General features: G+C 40.3%; 21 protein-coding genes. 6 read left to right on the top strand and 15 right to left on the bottom strand.

Annotated features, from left to right (window positions below; translation table 11 throughout):
• Nucleotides 1–75 precede the first annotated feature (75 nt).
• The 13 genes from LFYK43_RS07100 to LFYK43_RS07040 all read right to left on the bottom strand — a co-directional run bounded on the left by LFYK43_RS07100 (nucleotide 76) and on the right by LFYK43_RS07040 (nucleotide 11,089).
• Nucleotides 76–2,355, bottom strand: coding sequence for an AAA family ATPase (locus LFYK43_RS07100; RefSeq protein WP_124976838.1), 2,280 nt, complete (start codon nucleotides 2,353–2,355; stop codon nucleotides 76–78).
• Nucleotides 2,339–2,560, bottom strand: a complete 222-nt coding sequence (locus tag LFYK43_RS07095; RefSeq protein ID WP_124976836.1) for a hypothetical protein — start codon at nucleotides 2,558–2,560, stop codon at nucleotides 2,339–2,341. Before LFYK43_RS07095 ends, LFYK43_RS07100 begins: the two co-directional genes overlap by 17 nt.
• Before the next feature lie 297 nt (nucleotides 2,561–2,857).
• Nucleotides 2,858–5,509, bottom strand: coding sequence for a DEAD/DEAH box helicase family protein (locus LFYK43_RS12845; protein ID WP_229717993.1), 2,652 nt, complete (start codon nucleotides 5,507–5,509; stop codon nucleotides 2,858–2,860).
• A gap of 12 nt (nucleotides 5,510–5,521) precedes the next feature.
• On the bottom strand, nucleotides 5,522–6,268 hold the full coding sequence (locus LFYK43_RS07080) for a hypothetical protein (RefSeq protein WP_124976834.1): 747 nt from the start codon (nucleotides 6,266–6,268) through the stop codon (nucleotides 5,522–5,524).
• Between the two features lie 6 nt (nucleotides 6,269–6,274).
• Nucleotides 6,275–6,700, bottom strand: a complete 426-nt coding sequence (locus tag LFYK43_RS07075; RefSeq protein ID WP_124976832.1) for a YfdP family phage-associated protein — start codon at nucleotides 6,698–6,700, stop codon at nucleotides 6,275–6,277.
• Between the two features lie 16 nt (nucleotides 6,701–6,716).
• Nucleotides 6,717–7,265, bottom strand: a complete 549-nt coding sequence (locus LFYK43_RS07070; RefSeq protein ID WP_124976830.1) for a hypothetical protein — start codon at nucleotides 7,263–7,265, stop codon at nucleotides 6,717–6,719.
• Nucleotides 7,266–7,285: 20 nt separating this feature from the next.
• Nucleotides 7,286–8,323 (bottom strand): ATP-binding protein, encoded by a 1,038-nt coding sequence (locus LFYK43_RS07065; protein ID WP_124976828.1) that lies wholly within the window; start codon nucleotides 8,321–8,323, stop codon nucleotides 7,286–7,288.
• Nucleotides 8,323–9,669 (bottom strand): ATP-binding protein, encoded by a 1,347-nt coding sequence (locus LFYK43_RS07060; protein WP_124976826.1) that lies wholly within the window; start codon nucleotides 9,667–9,669, stop codon nucleotides 8,323–8,325. The genes LFYK43_RS07065 and LFYK43_RS07060 overlap by 1 nt, the downstream gene beginning before the upstream one ends.
• 127 nt (nucleotides 9,670–9,796) lie before the next feature.
• The gene (locus tag LFYK43_RS12565; RefSeq protein WP_229717992.1) at nucleotides 9,797–9,973 is read right to left on the bottom strand and encodes a hypothetical protein; all 177 of its coding nucleotides are present in this window, start codon (nucleotides 9,971–9,973) and stop codon (nucleotides 9,797–9,799) included.
• Nucleotides 9,974–10,058: 85 nt separating this feature from the next.
• The gene (locus tag LFYK43_RS07055; protein ID WP_229717991.1) at nucleotides 10,059–10,388 is read right to left on the bottom strand and encodes a DUF771 domain-containing protein; all 330 of its coding nucleotides are present in this window, start codon (nucleotides 10,386–10,388) and stop codon (nucleotides 10,059–10,061) included.
• Nucleotides 10,389–10,393: 5 nt separating this feature from the next.
• The gene (locus tag LFYK43_RS07050) at nucleotides 10,394–10,627 is read right to left on the bottom strand and encodes a hypothetical protein (protein WP_124976824.1); all 234 of its coding nucleotides are present in this window, start codon (nucleotides 10,625–10,627) and stop codon (nucleotides 10,394–10,396) included.
• 12 nt (nucleotides 10,628–10,639) lie between these two features.
• Entirely contained in the window at nucleotides 10,640–10,885 is a 246-nt protein-coding gene (locus LFYK43_RS07045; protein ID WP_124976822.1) for a hypothetical protein, read from the bottom strand.
• A gap of 12 nt (nucleotides 10,886–10,897) precedes the next feature.
• Complete coding sequence (locus LFYK43_RS07040) at nucleotides 10,898–11,089, bottom strand: XRE family transcriptional regulator (protein WP_124976820.1); 192 nt, start codon at nucleotides 11,087–11,089, stop codon at nucleotides 10,898–10,900.
• 296 nt (nucleotides 11,090–11,385) lie between these two features.
• Between LFYK43_RS07040 and LFYK43_RS07035 the strand changes: the two genes are divergently transcribed.
• From LFYK43_RS07035 to LFYK43_RS07020, 4 genes are all read left to right on the top strand, one after another.
• Nucleotides 11,386–11,718, top strand: a complete 333-nt coding sequence (locus LFYK43_RS07035) for a helix-turn-helix domain-containing protein (RefSeq protein WP_124976818.1) — start codon at nucleotides 11,386–11,388, stop codon at nucleotides 11,716–11,718.
• Nucleotides 11,719–11,729: 11 nt separating this feature from the next.
• Nucleotides 11,730–12,149, top strand: a complete 420-nt coding sequence (locus LFYK43_RS07030) for an ImmA/IrrE family metallo-endopeptidase (RefSeq protein ID WP_124976816.1) — start codon at nucleotides 11,730–11,732, stop codon at nucleotides 12,147–12,149.
• 69 nt (nucleotides 12,150–12,218) lie between these two features.
• Nucleotides 12,219–12,854, top strand: a complete 636-nt coding sequence (locus tag LFYK43_RS07025) for a hypothetical protein (protein WP_124976814.1) — start codon at nucleotides 12,219–12,221, stop codon at nucleotides 12,852–12,854.
• A gap of 103 nt (nucleotides 12,855–12,957) precedes the next feature.
• The gene (locus LFYK43_RS07020; protein WP_124976812.1) at nucleotides 12,958–14,088 is read left to right on the top strand and encodes a tyrosine-type recombinase/integrase; all 1,131 of its coding nucleotides are present in this window, start codon (nucleotides 12,958–12,960) and stop codon (nucleotides 14,086–14,088) included.
• 174 nt (nucleotides 14,089–14,262) lie between these two features.
• Here the strand turns inward: LFYK43_RS07020 and LFYK43_RS07015 are convergent, their stop codons facing one another.
• Both LFYK43_RS07015 and LFYK43_RS07010 read right to left on the bottom strand, forming a co-directional pair.
• Complete coding sequence (locus LFYK43_RS07015) at nucleotides 14,263–15,423, bottom strand: site-specific integrase (RefSeq protein WP_124976810.1); 1,161 nt, start codon at nucleotides 15,421–15,423, stop codon at nucleotides 14,263–14,265.
• Nucleotides 15,424–15,480: 57 nt separating this feature from the next.
• Complete coding sequence (locus tag LFYK43_RS07010; protein ID WP_124976808.1) at nucleotides 15,481–15,996, bottom strand: helix-turn-helix transcriptional regulator; 516 nt, start codon at nucleotides 15,994–15,996, stop codon at nucleotides 15,481–15,483.
• A gap of 281 nt (nucleotides 15,997–16,277) precedes the next feature.
• Between LFYK43_RS07010 and LFYK43_RS07005 the strand changes: the two genes are divergently transcribed.
• Both LFYK43_RS07005 and LFYK43_RS07000 read left to right on the top strand, forming a co-directional pair.
• Nucleotides 16,278–16,490: a DNA-binding protein gene (locus tag LFYK43_RS07005; RefSeq protein WP_420852574.1), complete on the top strand. Its 213-nt coding sequence runs from the start codon at nucleotides 16,278–16,280 to the stop codon at nucleotides 16,488–16,490.
• Nucleotides 16,491–16,662: 172 nt separating this feature from the next.
• Entirely contained in the window at nucleotides 16,663–17,865 is a 1,203-nt protein-coding gene (locus tag LFYK43_RS07000) for a replication initiation factor domain-containing protein (RefSeq protein WP_229717990.1), read from the top strand.
• Nucleotides 17,866–17,995: the final 130 nt, after the last annotated feature.

Genomic DNA, 17,995 nt, shown 5'->3' with positions numbered 1-17,995 from the left:
TCTTAGTTACGGGCTAAATAGCCTGTTACGAACAAATTACTTGTCTTTCTTAGTTACGGGCTAAATAGCCTGTTATTACTTTTGATTATCGTTAACATTAGTTTTTTTGACCATGCCATCTACCACATGAAAACCTTCATGCTTTTTTACTCGCCCGTAAACTGTCTTTTTTGTGACTTCAAGATAGTTTGCTATCTGATTTAAGTCGACTGCATTTCCATGATCAGAAATTACATTGAACGCTTCTTCAAGGTCTTGTTTTGCTTTTTCTGATCGGCTTTGATTGTTTTTCTGCACGCCCTGTTTCCACTTCTTTTTCGAGCTACTGCTATCTTCCAACTCAATATCTGCCAGTGACTCGTCCAAAACGTGGACTGGATATTTGAACCAAGCATTGATCGGCTTGAACCCGGCGAACTCTCGCAGTGTTCCTTCCAACCGCCAAGCTGTTTCATGCTCCACTTGTTCAACAACGATGTCTTTCTGTTGATCAATGAACGCCCGAATCTGTTCAGCTTGAGGTAATGAATCAATTGCTTGATGAAGGTGGATCACCATTTGTTTTTCACTGAATTGGTCATCTAGGCCCACCTTGTCGTAGCTCGGATTAAAGTGTTTGATTGCTTTGTTGTAGACACCACAGATTGCTTCACGCTTCAGTTGATTGTATCGGTCTTCACCTGCTGGCAACTCAATCAGATCAAGAATGGCATCGGGATCTCGAGCAAACACTCCGGACCCGCTCGAACGGTCCATTGAGTTTTTGCCGCCTTGGCTCCCCTTTGAGTGGTGATGGCAATAGATCACCGCACACCCTAATTCAGTCGCAATTTTGTCGAATTGATTGGTGAAGTTAGCCATTTCATGAGCGCTGTTCTCGTCCCCGGTCAGTACTTTATAAATTGGGTCAATAATGACAGCCATGTAACCAATCTTTTGAGCTTTGCGGATTAGTTTCGGTGCCAGCTTATCCATCGGGCTTGTTTTGCCTCGCAAGTTCCAAACATCGATATTGTTGACATTCTCATGACCTCTGCCGATCGTGTTGTAAATATCCACAAAACGTTTTTTGGCAGAACGAGCATCTAACTCAAGATTGACGTACAACACTTTACCTTGCTCGCATGGAAAGCCGAACCACTTCCAGCCCTCAGCGATTGAGATTGCTAATTGAATCAAAGCAAATGACTTACCCGCTTTTGACGGTCCCGAGATCAACAACTTATGACCTTGCCGCAACATTCCATGAATCAGTTCTGGTGCAAGTTTAATCTCATCATCAAAGAGATCTGACATGTTTTCTAAATCAGGCAAGTTATCGTTGAGATCTTCGATGTACTCTTCCCATTCTTCCCAGGTATCTTGGCCAATATTAGTATCAATTAAGAATTGCTTTTCTTGGCCACGTTGAAACCCTGGTAGTCTAGATAAGCGCGATGGATTCTTGTTCTGTTTATCAACACTTAGGCCGTTGCTCTCCATCACTTTGAATAAATAATCGACACGCTGCTTGTACTGCTCGTAATTCTGCGAGTTAACCTTGACGATTGCATGAATTGATTTATTGCCGGAATAAGTCAACGTGGCAATTGGCAATTCGAGCCGGTGCAGGATCTCGTTTTGTTTCTCCAACTCTCCTTTGTCGGACTCAACTAAGGCGTAACGGTAATCAACTACGTTATCATTCTTAACACCTTTACCATCTAATGGATTGATACGGACCCATGCTCCAGCTTCTGGATTAGGATCACCCATCACTGAACCAACGTCACCATTGTTTCTACGTAAAGCATCAATAATTTCGCCAGAAGTCATGGTATAAATACCTTCATTAGGCAGCCATTTCTCAATCTCACCTTCATTGCTAGTTTTGGCCCAGGGATTATTGGAGAAACCGATTATTTCGCCTGGGTCGAATAACGTCTGCAAGTATTCGATGATCTGTTCGGCTGGGTGCCAGACTTTGGGTTTCTCAATCTTGGTTCCTTCTAGCCAACTTGAATCAAGCAGTCTATAACCTTTAGTCGGTGCCTGAGCGACAAACGAATCACCCCAGCCTAATTGCGTATCATCGTCTGGATCATAATCAGAATGCCAGCCACCTTCTTTAGCGAGTTGCGTGATAGTTGCTCCAGTGACTGGTGAGCCTGTGCCTTTGAAGGTGTTCCATTTCTTCTCACATTCTCCTGGGTGGTAACGGCTTCCGTCCTGGGCTGACCAACGATCCCAATCAGAAACTGAATAGCCTTCTTCCTTGAGTGCCATTCCTACATCCGTCCACGTCTGATAGTCCAAGCTACCTGGGTCGATGTAGTCCAGTAATGGAATCAGATCAAATTTACTTTGTTCCACCATAATTCTTACCTTCCGTCGCTGTCTTAATGGCTAATTGCAAACCTTCTGAGATACCATTTTGATGAGCTAACTTAGCAGCTGCTTCTGCCTTGTTCTCCAGGTTAGTCAACTCACCAATGATTTCATTATTGAGAATATGATTGCGGTCCAGGTATTCTCTTGACGAGCTAAAAGCGTTATGGATCTGAGTTAATAAATCGTTCATTCCTCTTTCCTTCTTTCTGTTTTATTTTTATCCGGATAATGTCCCTTGCCGAGATTCGAACTCGGATCAACCATTCAAGGGACCAGTTAGTTCAGAATGTATGCAAAAAACTATTCAATGTAATTTAGAGGTCTTTCCACTTCCTTTTATGATTTATTTTCCTTGCCAACTGTTGCTGAGGCGATTTGATTTGTATTAACCGATGTTGTACTAAAGGAGGGGATTCACCTCTTTCTATAATTTAGTAGTACCCCAGCAAAGGCTCACAGACTTTTGGCGGTCTGCAAGTCTAATTTCTTAACCTGTAAAACTTTGAACTAAAGAATCAAAATCATATTTTGGTGTGTCACGTTTTTCAGCTGGCTTAAATTCTGCCGGCTTAATACCTCGTGGCAATCTCCAACCGTTAGCAGCAATTCGCTTGATCATGGTGTTAGCAGAATCAAAGTTCCACGTACCGACATGCTGGAAGTTTCTACTTTCCAAGAATCTAATCTGTTTCGGTGTGGCCAATCCTGCATCACGACGTTTGTTCAAACGTGTGAGCAATAGCTCAGCTTTCCCAGCATTTTGAATCTCGTCAGGAAAGATCCCCATTTTCTCAAGCGCGGCCGTTTGCTTTTTAGTAGGTGGTCCCATCTGATAACCAAACTGTGGTACGAAATCAGTGAGATCTGAGTCTTGAATCGACATTTCAAATTGCAATGGATCTACCAGCTTACGTTTCCGCTTTTTCATCGCTGATAATTGTTCAGCTAGAGCATCTTCACGTTCAGCAGCTACATCTTTTTCTGCTTGTTCTTCAATGTCTTGGATGTCAACAGCACCATCTGCCTCTTCCACGATCTCAGTCATCTTCTTGGCCACGTCTGCATTTTTAGTGATCAAACTGGCAGGATGACACAACTCTAGACGTTCGGTGTGCCACAAGAAGTCAAGAATCAGCAGCTCTTTTTTACCAGGTGATAAGCGAGTCCCGCGTCCAATCATTTGACAATTTCCTACAATGGCAACTTTTCCATTACGACGTGTGACTAGAGTGCTTAGCTCATTTTGAACACACCAGCATGTTTCTTCAGTGTGATTTTCATTTGTCCAAGTGGGACGGCCGTCGTATGTGCTCCCGATATTTGCATATGCTTTTTTCTTTAAGTGAAGTACATATAATGGATTTATGCGTCCTTTAGTCTCAACCGTCATGTTTGCTTTGTAGCCACGCATTAGTGCCATAGCTTGAAGCCGTTCAATAAAATGCTTATTTCCTTTAGCGATGTGGTATGAGCGTCTTATCCAAGATTGTCCAAGCTGTTTACTTCCATCGGCTAAGTGGATAGTTTCAAGCATTATGTCAAATTGCTTTTCGCTCATTTCGAAAAGCTCTGGACTTAAATCTTTTGAAATATATTTTTCTAAATGTTCCCAGCCTGAAAGCTCTCTGCCCCTACCACGTGGCTTTCCATGAGAAATAGTCCATTCAATCATTTTCCCGTGACGATTAAAATTACTTGTTGAGCTAAAAATTCTTTTACCAAATTTTAGACCGCAGCCTTTAATTGCTTTTTCAATTTCGTCAACCCAAGGTTGATTTTCAGATTGCGTAATGGCAATTGCACCGTTTAATTTATTGATAGTTCCGTCTGTCATAACCCAGCCAATAAACTTAATTTCATCTTCTGTTAGCGGTACTCCAGAAAATTTATTAGATCCCGCAATTGGAATATTTACACCAGAAGTTAATTTAGCTAGTTCTTCAGCTGTTTTAACTTTCCAGCCTTTTTGACGTTTGTTGTCGTACACCATTCGGTGCTTATTGGTTACTCGAATGTCAACAGATGGGCTTGATAAAGAAACAAAGTGTTCGTCTGGTCCAAGCGGACGTCTAACTTTAGCAAGTGATGGTTTAAATTCAATTTCATTAGTTTCCATGTTGAACGCAGCCACTTCTTCGCCTATTTCAACATCTTTTTTCCAGCCATCTTTTGTTAAGATTTCCGTCTGCTCGTCCAAGCAATACAATGCACGGACCTTAGTTGGTCGTAAAACAACGATCGTGTCGACAGTCGGACAGTCCCAGCCTTCAGTTAATAGCATTGAGTTGCAAAGCACGTTGTACTTACTGTTATCGAAATCTTGCAAGACTTCTTTGCGGTCGTCTGACTCACCGTTAACTTCAGCTGCTTGGAACCCTTTCGAGTTTAGAATGTCTTTAAATTTCTGTGACGTCTTAACCAGTGGCAGAAATACCACCGTTTTACGGTCCATGCACTGCTTAGCCATCTCATCGGCAATTTGATAAAGATATGGATCTAATGCTGTTCCTAAATCTTTCGTTGAGAAATCGCCAGTCTGCTGCTTAACACCGGTCAAATCAAGTGTTAGTGGGATAGTCAGGGCTTTGATTGGCGACAAATATCCGTCTTTGATTGCGGCAGGTAAGCTGTACTCGTAAGCCAGGCTATCGAAATACTCGCCTAAATTACGGAGATCTCCACGATCCGCAGTAGCTGTAACTCCCAGCACGTCAGCATTTTCAAAGTAATTCATGACCCGCTGGTAGCCTTCGGACAATATATGGTGTGCCTCATCGACAATGATTGCGTCAAAGAAATCTGGATTAAACTGCTCTAGTCGTTTCTCGCGTTGCAATGTCTGTACTGATCCAACAACAACACGGTAGAAACTATCGATGCTAGTGCTTTCTGCTTTCTCAACTGCAGCTCTTAGGCCGGTCGTTTTAAAAAGCTTATCTGCAGCTTGTTCAAGCAACTCTCCACGATGAGCCATGATCAGGACTCGTTTGCCCTGCTTGACCAACTCTTCAGTGAGCTTAGTAAACACGATGGTTTTACCGGTGCCTGTTGGCAAGACTAACAATGTTTTCTTATGGCCGATTGACCATTCTTCTTGAATCTTATCGATTGATTCTTGTTGGTAAGGTCGTAATCCCATTTGAATTACCCCCTAAGCCATGACGATGATTTTTTTGTTTTCCACAAACTCTTTAAGTTCTGTTTCCAAGTATTCACGGATCAAGTTAATTGCTTGATTTCTCCAGGCACCACCGTCAGCCTCAAAAATTGCACCTTGTGGGCCTTTTTCCATTCGGAAAATGAACTGGCTTTCTGGCTGTTCAACTTCTAAGAATGTCCGATATGGAGCCAGCACGACTGGATTAGGAACTTTGACTTGTGCTTTGGATGAAATTCCCCGCTTGATAGTTAAGCTTTGTGAGACACCATCATCTAATGCTTGGCCAACATTTTCATCAGCGACATTGCCAACTACTTGCAATAAGATCTCACGATCATGGTTATTTTTGAATTTGGATTGAAGGGCGATGTTAAACTCTTCCATGTGCATGAAATGTCCGTAGTCAAATGCTGGTATAATAGCTTTCGCTTCTACCAGCTCTTCGCGACTGCCATCAGCTTTCAGCAAACTGTATAATTCAACATGACGTTCGTTATAAATTTCAAGGATTAGTTGCTCATCATTTCGTTCAACCCCAGATTTAATATAATCAACTAGGCCGGACAAGGTATGGATAATCAGACGATCCTGTGCATTATAGATATGCGGTTTGATGTAGTTAGGCTTGCCGTTATTATCAATAACATATTGTTGGCCATTAGCGTTAGTAACCATTCTGTCTCTTGGATCAATTCCCTGTTCCATCAAATATTGAATTGCCTCTTCACTCATGCTCATAATTTATTAGCCCCTTTTCTTTTGCTGCAGATCAATAATCTTGTTACTCATTTCTTTTTCAATAACATCAATTGGTTCGCCAGTATCTGTCCGTTGTTCGCCATTATCATCGATATAGGTTTGCCCAGGAGTGCCAGATTTCAATTCACGAGCTTCAATCTTGCCAGTTGCCAAACTCTTACCCGTCAACATTGTTGTGGTTACTCCTTCAACTGGTGCAAGCTTGACAGTAACATCAGCTTTAACATCGACTGTTTCACGATTGTCGTTTGGTTTTAACTCAATTTTGACGGTCAGTGTTCGTTTAGCTCCTGCTTCGGTGTTCATATCATGAATATTGGCGAACACTTTGTTCATTTCACCATCGATTTTTTCTTGCAAAGCTCCCGAGGCAACTCGGGAAACATCAAATTCTATATCTTTGCGTTTCATTGTTTAGTCCCCCTTCCTAAAATGCTGCTCCGCCATTCCAACCGTTGTTAGCTGGTGGTGTCTGTGGTTGAGCTTGTGGTTGTGGTGCTTGCTGTTGTGACATCTGCTGCACTGGTTCAGCTGGTCCCTGTGTGCCTTCACCTGGTTTCAAGAAATTCTTGATCCGATTGTTTTTCTGAGCATTGCCATTCTTGTCGTTGTATTCATTGACCTCAACTTCTGCTATACCCTGAGATCCAACTACAGTGTTCCAATTTGGTTGAAATGGCTGACCGACCACAACAGGTTGCCCAATTGACTGAAAGAACTGTGTGAGCTTCCACTGCATCCGTTTTAACAGGTAAAGTCGTTCGATAATCGACGTGGTACCTTCTGGGCCAGTGACTTCGCATTTAACTTCAGCGTAGGGAGTGCCATTAGGAATCTTGCCGCTCCCATCATAGATTTTGCGATCCATGCTTTTGACAGTGAATGGATAGTTACCCGGTGAGATCAACGTAAATTCATTTTCTTCGGCAGTAAAACTGTCGCCCCATCCGATTACTTCGTTGTTTGTATTGTTCATTTATGATTTCTCCTTTATTTTTAATTTCTAACTTTGTTGTTTAACAAATTCAAAGCAGCATCCCAGTTCGATGTGATGTATTCGAACAAGCTCTGCGGCACATTCTCCAACGGTGTATCTTGCGGCATAAATCCGCCTTGATAAATAATTTGCATTAGCTCGTCTTCAGTCACGCTCTGAATCTTCATCAAATCTGCTAAGCCTTGCGGGATCACATTGTCAATTTCAATTACCTGAGCAGTTTGTGTTTCTTCCGGCGGTTGCTGTGCTGATTGAGTCGGCGTTTCTGGTGGTAGCGGTGGCTGTTCTGGCTGTTGCGTTTGAACTGATTGTTGTGTTCCGCCAGTAAATGCCTGATCAAAGGCTGCAGCAATCTGCTTGTATTCAAACGGCAATTCGTCAGCTAAATTCCAACGGTTTTTAGCGTCCCAAGTCGGGCGATGTGTGGTGTACATCGTTCTGGCACCGCCTTGACCTTTCTTTGATTTGTTCTTAGTTTCCACAACATAAGTTTTGTAGTTTGCGAACAGAATCGTGTCGGCCCACTCTTTAACAATTGGCGCTGTTTTCTTTTCCAACTTCAGCTCGTAACGGTCATAGGACCCAACTTCATCTGGTTCTTCTTTCTTGCGTAGCCAGGCATGAGCAGTGATCACTACGTTAATACCAGCATCAATTACTTCTGAGAGTTTATCTAGCAAGTTTCCCATCTCAGTTCCAAGTGCAACATAACGAACACCGTAATCGCTTGAATCGATAGCTTTCCAGTTATGTTGGGCGCAGAGAGCTTTTTTGCAGAGATCTTCAGCCCAGTCGGTTGTGTCGATTACCAATGTTTTACCTGGTCGATTCAGTTTCATATCTTGGACTTCATTGAGTAACATCTGCCAGCTAGTCGGTTTGTCATAACGCTTAACGTCTAAATAATCAGTTGAATTTTCGGTATCGATAAAGACCGGATCAGGAAACTGACTTGCAAAAGTTGTCTTACCAATTCCTTCCACCCCATACAAAACAACCTTCTGTGCCTTTGGAATCTTTCCGCTTGTAATATTCATTAAAATGCTCCTTTCCCTTGCCAAGGACTGTCTGAAGCTTCTGCTGCTGGTTCTTCTTCAGCGATTGCTTCGTTTGTCGCAGTATCAACGCCACCATAGCCGTCAGAAATGATAATGCTACATTCGCCACCAGTAGAAACTCTCGTGGCAATTGCTTGCAGATTTTCTTGCTCCAGCCATGTACCAAATTCATTAAGTGTGGTCATGTCCATTTGTTCAAGCTTATCCAGCAGTACGAAACCGCATTGTGGCTTGAGTTTGCGGACAATAGCAGTAGAAACTTTCAGTTGATCGGATCCCGACATGTTATCCCATTTCTGACCGTTATAGATCAGTTCGCCATCGTCAACGGACAAGCCTGGTAGTGGTAATTCGGCATCACTTAGCAGATGAGCTTTCTTAGAACGGATATCATCAAGTTGCTTGGATAACAGGTCATACTGATGTTTGTACTCATTGGCATCGTCTTCGGCTTTATCTTTATCCAGGTTGGCACGAACTTTACGATTGATGTCGTCAATCTCAGTCATGCTCTGCTCAAGCTCGGCTGTTGATTCGTCCTGAAGCATGGCGACCGTCTTTTGAGCAGTTAAGATGTCATCCACTGTTTGCTTGTTTGATTCTCTCAACGTCTCAAGTTCAGCGTTTAGTCGCTCGATTTGTTCCTGCAGCTGCAGCAATTGCTGTTTCTCGTTTTTGTTTTGTTGCTGAAGTTGCCTTAGCTGATCACGTTTGCGTTGATTCTCGCCATTCTTAGCTAGAATAGTCTGTTGCTGCTGAATCAGTTCAGAAGCCGATACAGGCTCTTTAGGGGCATCCGGATAGAACTGCTGCTCATTGGCATACTTCTTCTTCTGATCAGCAATCTTGCCGATCTCGTGGCGACGATTGTATACTTCGCTTTCCTCTTTCTCAAAAGCCAGTAGCTGATCGCCGACACCGATAATCTGAAGAAGCTGCTGCGCTTTGTCGTGGTTATTCATCTCCATAAACTTCGGTAAGTTAATGGCTAACTCTTCCACAAAGCTGTTCAGCAATTGCTGGCCACCCTTCTGACCATTGGGATCGATAACCTTCAGGGATGAGTTCTTGCCGGCACGTTCCACGATTAAGCCGTTGCTCATACGAATATGAAGCTTAGGCGCAACTGCCGATCCCTCACGTGCTGCTTTTGACGGTTTATACTTGTTGCCCCCTAGAGCCCACGCGATCGCGTCTAAGACGCTTGTCTTGCCCTGGTTGTTATCTCCACCCAAGATAGTCAAACCAGCTTCCTTGGGCTGTAATTTGACGGATTTAACACGCTTGACGTTTTCAATCTCAAGCGAATTGATTTTCATCGACATTTTTTTCACTCCTTAATGTGGTACAATAACCACGAACAATTTAGTTTTTTTCTAGTCACTCTGGCGGGAGTGGCTTTTTTCGTTTGGTTCGAGATCTCTGCAAATCTGATTGATTTCGGGGATGACCTTAATCAGTCCGATTATCGAGGCTGTTAGGATCACCACCAGCAAAATGCTTAGGATGGTAACTTGAATCACCATTGCTATGCTCACGTTCTCGCCTTCTTTCTTTCCACTCATAATCCAACTGCTCTGCACAAACAAGCAGAAACATGATCAAAGCAGCCATGCAAACATCCATCATTTGTTTATCCACCTCTCAATCAAGTAACAGACTGCTTTTATAAGCGGAAAAACGATGATCACCAGCAACACACTCTCACCTGGGGTCATGGCATCTTCGCCTCCCAATCAATCCGGTCCCTGTTCTGCTCTATCCACTCACAAGCTGGTTTTGCGAATATTCCATAAGCAGAACCTTTGCCTTTGCTTGGTCGCAACCACCCACCAGGTTTTCGATAGTCGATTTCATCGGCAAACTCAGAAAAGATGTAAAGCGTCACCCAGGCACGTTCACGATTGAAACAACAGTTTTTTCTAAACTCATCAAGTGTCCAGGTCTTACCAATTATTAACTCTTCAAAATACTGCTTGGCAGATTCGCTGATCATCGCTTTGATCTCTGATTCAGGAAGCTGAATGGATAACATCTGCTGCATGGAAATCACCGCGATTCATGGACTAATTTCTGCAATCTACTTAGCAGTTCACCACGACTAGAAGCTCTCAACTGGACCAGCTCACCATTGTGGTAATCCATGTATTCGAACAAGCCGTTATCAATCTCAGTGATCTCGCCCAGTTCGTCCTTGCTGTCTGCAGAAACAAGAAAAGCTAAGTTCTGCTCTAAGTCAACTCGCAACTTCTCGCCATCGTTAATTTTTAAAACATTTGTCATTTACTCACCACCCTAGATTCCATCAAGATACATATTCTCAGCCGTCTCAGCCTGTTCATCCATCAAATAAAACTGAAAGTCATCAATGTTGAAATCACTAAACTCAAAACGATCACATATTTCGTGCCATAGCTTCGAACTAATCATTGATATTTTTGCCTTGGGATATCGTCTAATGAATTCATCGATCAATCCTTTACCTGAAGAAAAGAATTCAAGCTGTCCATTCTGAACATCTAATGCTTGGTATAACTTCATCTCATTCACCACCTATCTAATTTTGAAATCTGAAATCAGTCTGATAATTAACTTATTTGCCGCAGGATTTTTCTTGCGGCCTGACAAATAATCGCCAACATCTTGCTTGGATATGCTGTACATCGTGGCAATATCCGCGAAGGAAATATCGTTCTTACTCAGGAAAGCAATAATCTTGTCCCTGGATGTTAATGTTTCCGGCATTTGGCTCACTCCTTTCTTATATGTAAAGGTGTAAGCAATTTTAATAGATATTTATAAAAAGCTATTGATTATTTTTATACGTTCATATAAAATGAAGGCATAGTAAATAAACGTTATTTAAGCCCCTTTAATTCCAACCAGTCGCCAAACTATTGTTTTAAAGGCTTTGCTTTTTTAGTGCTTTTTATCTACTAAAATAACTTACGAGTAAATAATAATACGTTCGGATTATTTAGTCAACACATTTTTACCGGTTTGTATTATTGTTTATCTCCATTTATGGAGGAAATGTTGCTATGACAGTATTTGAACGCATAAAAGATTTAGCAAAAAAACGTGATAAAAGTCTACAAAATATTGCAGAAGAACTTGGTTTTAGCAAAAATATCTTCTACAAATGGAAACAAAGCGATCCAAAGGGTACAGATTTAGAAAAAGTAGCCGATTACTTTCATGTAACGGTTGACTATTTGCTAGGACGCACTGACGACCCACTTGGTAGTGGAGAAAAATCTGCTGATTTAGATGATGATACGGTCTTGTTTACTTATCAAGGAAAACCGCTATCGGATGAAGATAGAAAAAAGATGCTAGAAATTTTTCGTTTAATGAATGGGGACAATAAATAAGGGGAAATTTGATGGATGACATTATTAGGTGGTTGTGTGATTTTGCGTTTGATCATCAAATTGCTGTTACTTTAAACAGCTTGAGCTTCGGTCAAAACGTTCCATCATGTATGTATGGGAGATCTATAATTGTGAATTTAAATTGGGAAAACCGAGATGAATTACCATTTATTTTTGCGCATGAAATCGGGCATGTTCTAAATGAAGATGAAGGAACATTCTATTACAGTACTGCAACTGCTCATTCTAAGATTGAAGCTGCTGCTAACGAACGAGCAATTAATTTATTATTGGATTACTGTAAGAGTGAAGATCTCCTGCCGAGGAATTATATTGAGTTTATGGAATTATACGGAATACCCAGGCAAATGGAGGAAAAAGTTAAGAAGTGTTTTATATGCGCCGATGATCAAATTTATTCAGTATATTAAGCTTTTGTCCGGCCCGCGTGGACGTAAAAAACCGATGGGGACAAATTATACTTTATGGGGGAATTAAATATGGATGCATTTGAAGGGATTATGGTAATTATTGCGATCATTGCAGCTGTCATTATGATTGGATTCGCAATAACTTGGCTAGTAGGGATTTCTGGAAAATTGACAACTGTAAAACGTGTCGGTAAATTGGGAACTCTGATTGTTGGCACAATAATGATTGTTTCAGGCGGAATGTCTTTTGGCATAGATACTTATATTCAGCATCAATATGCACAACAGGACAAAGAATTTGAAAAATATGCTAAAGAATTTCGTGCAGAATATTCTTCCATCTGGGGAACCTCAGAAGATGTTGGAAATGATATTCAAGATCGTTGGGAAACGGCAATAGATAACACTTCGTATGACGAAGACTTCGATCCAACTGATACGATTACTATGGCAGTTAATGCTAATGAAGACGGAATTTCTGATATGAGCGACGAAGTAAAAAAACTGGAAGGTACCTACGCTTTATTAAAAGCAAACGATACTGGAACATATGATTTTAACGCTTATAAAAAGGCCTACAAAGAGATTAAAGAATATTCTGAATATGTTTCTGATCCAAGCGGCGAAAGTTATTATTCTTTTAACAAAGACTTTGGCAAATATGACCAGGAAGCAAAAAAATTATACAAAAACTTAACTGAATAACAAAAACACACCCTGCCCTCGCCAAAGCTTAGGATGTGCCTACATAGATTGTAAAGGACAATTCTGCCCTTTTACTATCTTAACACAGAAAGGAATGAACGGAATGGCTAGTATAAAAAAGCGTGGCAATAGTTGGCAAGTCCGAGTATCGTGGTTTGACGATGATAATAAGCGCCATTTTAAGAACAAGAGTTTCAAGCTTAAAGCTGAAGCTGAAAAATTCGCTAATGAAAATGAATATCTCAAAGATCGCGGCTTTGCCTCTGTCGATTCTAAAACGCCGTTTCCTGATTACTTTTGGTCTTGGTTCACCACGTACAAGGAAGATAACGTCACAGAACGTACTAAATTGACGTATAAGCAAGTTTATCATGCACTCCAGAACTATTTACCACGCACCCCGATAGAAGAGCTAGATCGACGTAAATATCGCAAATTCATCGCTCAATTTGGAAAACAACATGCGAAATCTACTGTCAGCAAATTTAATTCCTTAATCCACGCATGTGTTAAAGACGCCCTATACGATGGTGATATTAATAAAGATTTCGTCGAAGGTACTGATCTTGTCTATGATAAAAAACGAACTCGTTGCGTTGATTACCTATCAATTCAGGATATGGAAAAGCTATGCAGCTATCTGATTGAATCACTTAATCACCACTTCACTGCTAAATATATGATCTTAACTGCACTCTACACTGGGGCCCGCTTAGGTGAGATTCAAGCCCTTACATGGAAAGACATTAACTTTAATTTTAAGACGATCACAATTAACAAAGCTTGGCATGAGACAGACCACCAATTCAAGGATACAAAAAATGAATCATCAAAACGGATAATCCGTGTTAATCAGAATCTGCTGGATATTCTAAAGGAGTTAAAACCAAATAAGACAGAAATGGTTTTCGAGAATCAATACAAAACTATCCCCACCTCTTCAGCGGTCAATAAGACGCTTAGAGAGTGTTTAACGGACTGTTCGATAAATCGTCAAGGTTTCCACTTCCACAGCCTCAGACACACACACGTGGCTTATTTACTGGCAAATCATGTGGAGCTATACATCATCGCTAAACGATTAGGTCATTCTGATATCACCACGACTAGCCGAGTATATTCATACTTAATTGACGAGTATAAAGTTCAATCTGACAATCAAATTGAAAGTATTTTAAATAAAATCCATAAGAAAAAAGTTAAAACTATGAATTCCAAAAGTATTCAGAATTGATGTCCGTGCACATTGCGTGCACAACAGCACTCTAACCCTTGCCGCATAAGGGGCTATAAATTATGTACTCTCCTCTATATTCAATATTAAGAACGCTCTAATCGTTGACCTGAATGGGTTTTGAACGATTAGGCGTTCTTTTTTTATTGACTGATCTTGAAATTGCTCTTGATATTAGTCACGCATGACCTTTGCAAACACGTTTGGTACTTCCGTTTCCATCTTCTCAGTCACGTGTGAATAAAGGTCTAGTGTAATTTGAATTGAGGCATGACCTAAACGCTCGGAAATAACTTTTGGCGCAATACCGGCCTCTAGTAGCAGTGTTGCATGTGTATGTCTAAAACCATGAACAGTTATTTCACGTAGATTATTTTTCTTAACATTTTGCAACATCCAAGTTCGCGGCTTTGATAGTTGAATGAAACTATTATTTTGGTTGGCAAAGACAAGTTGATTTTTGTTACTCAATGTATTAAAACCTAGTTTCAACATTTCTTGTCGTTGTAATGATCGCCATTGATCCAGATATTTCATTGTTTCTAAATCAAGGCTGATTGTCCGCTTTGAATGTCTTGTCTTCGGATAATCAAGGTAGAGTCGTCTGTCTTTACCACGGGCCAAATTCTGTTTGATATGAATGCATTGATTTTCAAAATCAACATTGCACCATTCAAGTGCTAAAATTTCGCCTCGCCGACAACCCGAAGCCGACAAAAGTTGAAAAAACATAAAAATATGAAATGGTTGCTGCTCATAACAAAGCTTTAAAAATTCTTTTAATTCATCTCGCGAATAATAGTTTTTGCGTTCAACTTTATCTATTTTTTCGACCTTGCGAGGAATACTAATTTTTTCTGCTGGGTTAGAATCAACAATACCTAAAGTAATGGCATATTCAAAAATACGCGCAATATCTATTTTTAAGTCACGAAACTTTACATATGTTTTTGCCTTACGATTAATAAATTTCTGAACATCTGCAACCGTAATACTGCTCATTGATTTATGCCCAAATTCTGGTAATACGTGAACTTTAAACTGTTCGACTGTTTTTACAAAGGTACTTTCTTTAACGGTATATTCGTAATTCTCTTTCCATAAGTCAAAAACTTCTTGAAAAAGATCACCATTACTCTGTTGTTGGCAAGCAAGTTCTCCATTCTGATATTGCACTTTAACACGTTCCATTGCTGCTTTTGCCTCACGCCTAGTGGCAAAGTTACGTCGCATAGCCGTGTCTTGTTTACCAGTAACTGAATTGATGCCTAAATAAGTTTTGAACATCCAACGTTTGGCACCATCTTTTTTAGAATATTGCTTAATTGTTGCCATTTATTTTTCCTCCTATGTTGTTGGGGTGCATAGGAAAAATTAATACAGCTGTTGAAACTATTTACCATTTTTGTTTATATAATCGATTTTTTCAGCGGCTTCCGTTATTTTATCAAGTGGTAAACGGTCAACTAGTGCTGGTTCCATGACGACCTTGCCACTAGCATCAACGTTAGGAACACCGTCTTCGTCCACACTAGGATGTGGCGTAAAGAAGTTTGCAATATATTGTGCTTCGCTTGCTACCTTACTAATTTCTTCGACTGGGTACGAATCCATAATTTTTGATAGTTCAAACAGTGTTCTAATTCTCTCGTCGTATGCATCAATTCGATCCAATATTGCGGGAGTATCTGCTAGTGCTACCTCTTTTGGTGTACCAAATAATTGCATTGGTGTTGCGTGAAAAACATTAGCAAATTTCTCAAGCGTTTCAAATGTTGGATATCGTGTCCCACGCTCAATATTTGAAATGCTCTGTTTTTGTACACCAATTTTTTCGGCCAATTCAGTTTGTGACATATTAAATTCCTTACGTAAACGTGCAATGTTCGATCCAAAGTTCTCAATCATACTATTTCACCTCAACTTAGTATTAGGTATTATCCTATGACATCATCATAATTGATGTATTACTGAAAGTCAACTTTTGTAATACTATAAGCAGTCAAATAATACATAAAGATATTAATTGACAACAATTTTATTGATGATATACTATATCTGAGATCATTATAGTTTACAAAATGTAACTATTAGTTCTCATAGTAAACTATTTAGGAGGTGATACTATGGGTATCATGGAGGAAACAATGGCTCGTTGGCAAGCTGAAACCAATGAACGTGTATTTTTGATGATTAAAGAAGCTGTTGACAGCGCAGGAAATAGCAACGATGTTGTGAAACAAAAATATTGTGCAAGTCATTTTGGTATCAGTGTTAACACGCTTAAAGAATGGGTAGCACATGGTTGCCCAGAGATTAGGCTTGAAAGCGGCATGGTCTTTTACAGCAAAAAAGCTGTCCATGATTGGTTATTAACCTATCAAAGCAAAAGTAGCCCTTAGGCGTCACTGCCAGCGGCATAAGTGACGCCTAAAGGGCATAACGGGTGCCTTACTAATAGCACCCTAAAACAATACAAATATTAGTGGCAAAAACATGAAATACCTATTTCAATGACTGATCTATCAAGCAGTAGGTATTTTGTAAAAATTTGCAATTTTAGGAGGTGATCTATTGATACAACCAAAACCCATCTCAAATAATGTTTTAGGAAAAATTGATTGGTTTCAAATTGTGATTCAGGGGTTAGCTTGGACAACAGTTTATACTGACATTCTTCAGATTAGTTTAGACTGTGTGACTGTGGAAGATGCTACTTTAAAGCATGAGGATTATGACGTTATGTATACTTGCGGACCCATTCGCTACTATACTTACGAAAATCAAAGTAAACAGCTTGGACGAGGAACATTAGTGATGAGTGGTCAGGCCTGTACGATGTATGAATGGGCTAATCTTGCCGAGAATTCCCAACGGAATGTTTTCCAAGAATTAGCATTGCGTATCATTGACTTAGCGAGTTCTTCCTCAATAAGCTTTGATGTCAAACGACTTGACCTAGCACTTGATGATTACAATGAAAAAACATTCTTCGATATAGATCTAATCATTGGCAAAGTCAGTCGTAAACAATTCTTATCCAAAGGGCGTACAAATACAGTTTATGATAGTGAGTTTGATAAAAGAACCCGCTCAAAAACACAAGTAATCGGAGCACGTGGTTCTGAATGTATGTTTCGTATTTACGAAAAAGGCAAAGAACTAGCTATGGGTTTAAGCGGTGTTGAGCGTGAAGTGGTGTTGAAACAGGCCCCACAAATAAGACTAGAAGCTGAAACACGAAAAGATACTGCGAATGACCTTTTTATAACGATTGCCTATCTTACTAAAAAAGAAACACTAACAAATTTAATTCGAGGCTTTGTTAGTACAGAACTTAATTTTTATAGTGATACCACTTATCAGGTAATTAGTCGCTGGTGGAGCGATTATTTAAAACCAAGCTATATCCCCAATGTTCATCGACGTTACGAAAAATCAATTTTTGAAGATACACTCCATTGGTTTGAGGTTCAAGGACCGTATGCTGTTACTCAAGCTCTTTTTTTCTTATCAAATAATGGAATTGAAATCTTAGCTAACAATACTATTGAATTGCCGCCGCCACTATTAGGACGACGCGATGATTATTGTTGGAATCAAGATTTGGCTAATAAATTAATTGATTTTGTGACGAAAGAAAAGCGAATGGACTTAATACCATTGATTCATCAGAGAAATCGGGTAGGAGATAGTTCACACTATCGACCTCCCACACCACCGTACGTACGGAACCGTATACGGCGGTTCAACAACTTAAGCTTTTGCTTGAATTGACTGATACAACTGGGACATGTTTAATAGTCCTCGCTGTGTCAGTCTTTTGTTTGTTATGGATATACACAGTGTTTTACTATGCGCATTGCGCCAGTACCCTTTCCGTGTATTCACTTAGATTTTAGCTTCT

Origin of the sequence: Ligilactobacillus salitolerans, from assembly GCF_003864415.1 — a bacterium.
In the GTDB taxonomy this organism is placed as follows: domain Bacteria; phylum Bacillota; class Bacilli; order Lactobacillales; family Lactobacillaceae; genus Ligilactobacillus; species Ligilactobacillus salitolerans.
This window is presented reverse-complemented; position numbering and strand designations above follow the sequence as displayed.

Coding starts and splice junctions, on each gene's coding strand:
- LFYK43_RS07050 (WP_124976824.1), bottom strand. CDS start 10,627: ATGACAAATGTTTTAAAAATTAACGATGGCGAGAAGTTGCGAGTTGAC.
- LFYK43_RS07015 (WP_124976810.1), bottom strand. CDS start 15,423: ATGGCAACAATTAAGCAATATTCTAAAAAAGATGGTGCCAAACGTTGG.
- LFYK43_RS07095 (WP_124976836.1), bottom strand. CDS start 2,560: ATGAACGATTTATTAACTCAGATCCATAACGCTTTTAGCTCGTCAAGA.
- LFYK43_RS07020 (WP_124976812.1), top strand. CDS start 12,958: ATGGCTAGTATAAAAAAGCGTGGCAATAGTTGGCAAGTCCGAGTATCG.
- LFYK43_RS07075 (WP_124976832.1), bottom strand. CDS start 6,700: ATGAAACGCAAAGATATAGAATTTGATGTTTCCCGAGTTGCCTCGGGA.
- LFYK43_RS07100 (WP_124976838.1), bottom strand. CDS start 2,355: ATGGTGGAACAAAGTAAATTTGATCTGATTCCATTACTGGACTACATC.
- LFYK43_RS12565 (WP_229717992.1), bottom strand. CDS start 9,973: ATGATGGATGTTTGCATGGCTGCTTTGATCATGTTTCTGCTTGTTTGT.
- LFYK43_RS12845 (WP_229717993.1), bottom strand. CDS start 5,509: ATGGGATTACGACCTTACCAACAAGAATCAATCGATAAGATTCAAGAA.
- LFYK43_RS07035 (WP_124976818.1), top strand. CDS start 11,386: ATGACAGTATTTGAACGCATAAAAGATTTAGCAAAAAAACGTGATAAA.
- LFYK43_RS07060 (WP_124976826.1), bottom strand. CDS start 9,669: ATGTCGATGAAAATCAATTCGCTTGAGATTGAAAACGTCAAGCGTGTT.
- LFYK43_RS07045 (WP_124976822.1), bottom strand. CDS start 10,885: ATGAAGTTATACCAAGCATTAGATGTTCAGAATGGACAGCTTGAATTC.
- LFYK43_RS07080 (WP_124976834.1), bottom strand. CDS start 6,268: ATGAGCATGAGTGAAGAGGCAATTCAATATTTGATGGAACAGGGAATT.
- LFYK43_RS07070 (WP_124976830.1), bottom strand. CDS start 7,265: ATGAACAATACAAACAACGAAGTAATCGGATGGGGCGACAGTTTTACT.
- LFYK43_RS07040 (WP_124976820.1), bottom strand. CDS start 11,089: ATGCCGGAAACATTAACATCCAGGGACAAGATTATTGCTTTCCTGAGT.
- LFYK43_RS07055 (WP_229717991.1), bottom strand. CDS start 10,388: ATGCAGCAGATGTTATCCATTCAGCTTCCTGAATCAGAGATCAAAGCG.
- LFYK43_RS07010 (WP_124976808.1), bottom strand. CDS start 15,996: ATGATTGAGAACTTTGGATCGAACATTGCACGTTTACGTAAGGAATTT.
- LFYK43_RS07030 (WP_124976816.1), top strand. CDS start 11,730: ATGGATGACATTATTAGGTGGTTGTGTGATTTTGCGTTTGATCATCAA.
- LFYK43_RS07005 (WP_420852574.1), top strand. CDS start 16,278: ATGATTAAAGAAGCTGTTGACAGCGCAGGAAATAGCAACGATGTTGTG.
- LFYK43_RS07025 (WP_124976814.1), top strand. CDS start 12,219: ATGGATGCATTTGAAGGGATTATGGTAATTATTGCGATCATTGCAGCT.
- LFYK43_RS07065 (WP_124976828.1), bottom strand. CDS start 8,323: ATGAATATTACAAGCGGAAAGATTCCAAAGGCACAGAAGGTTGTTTTG.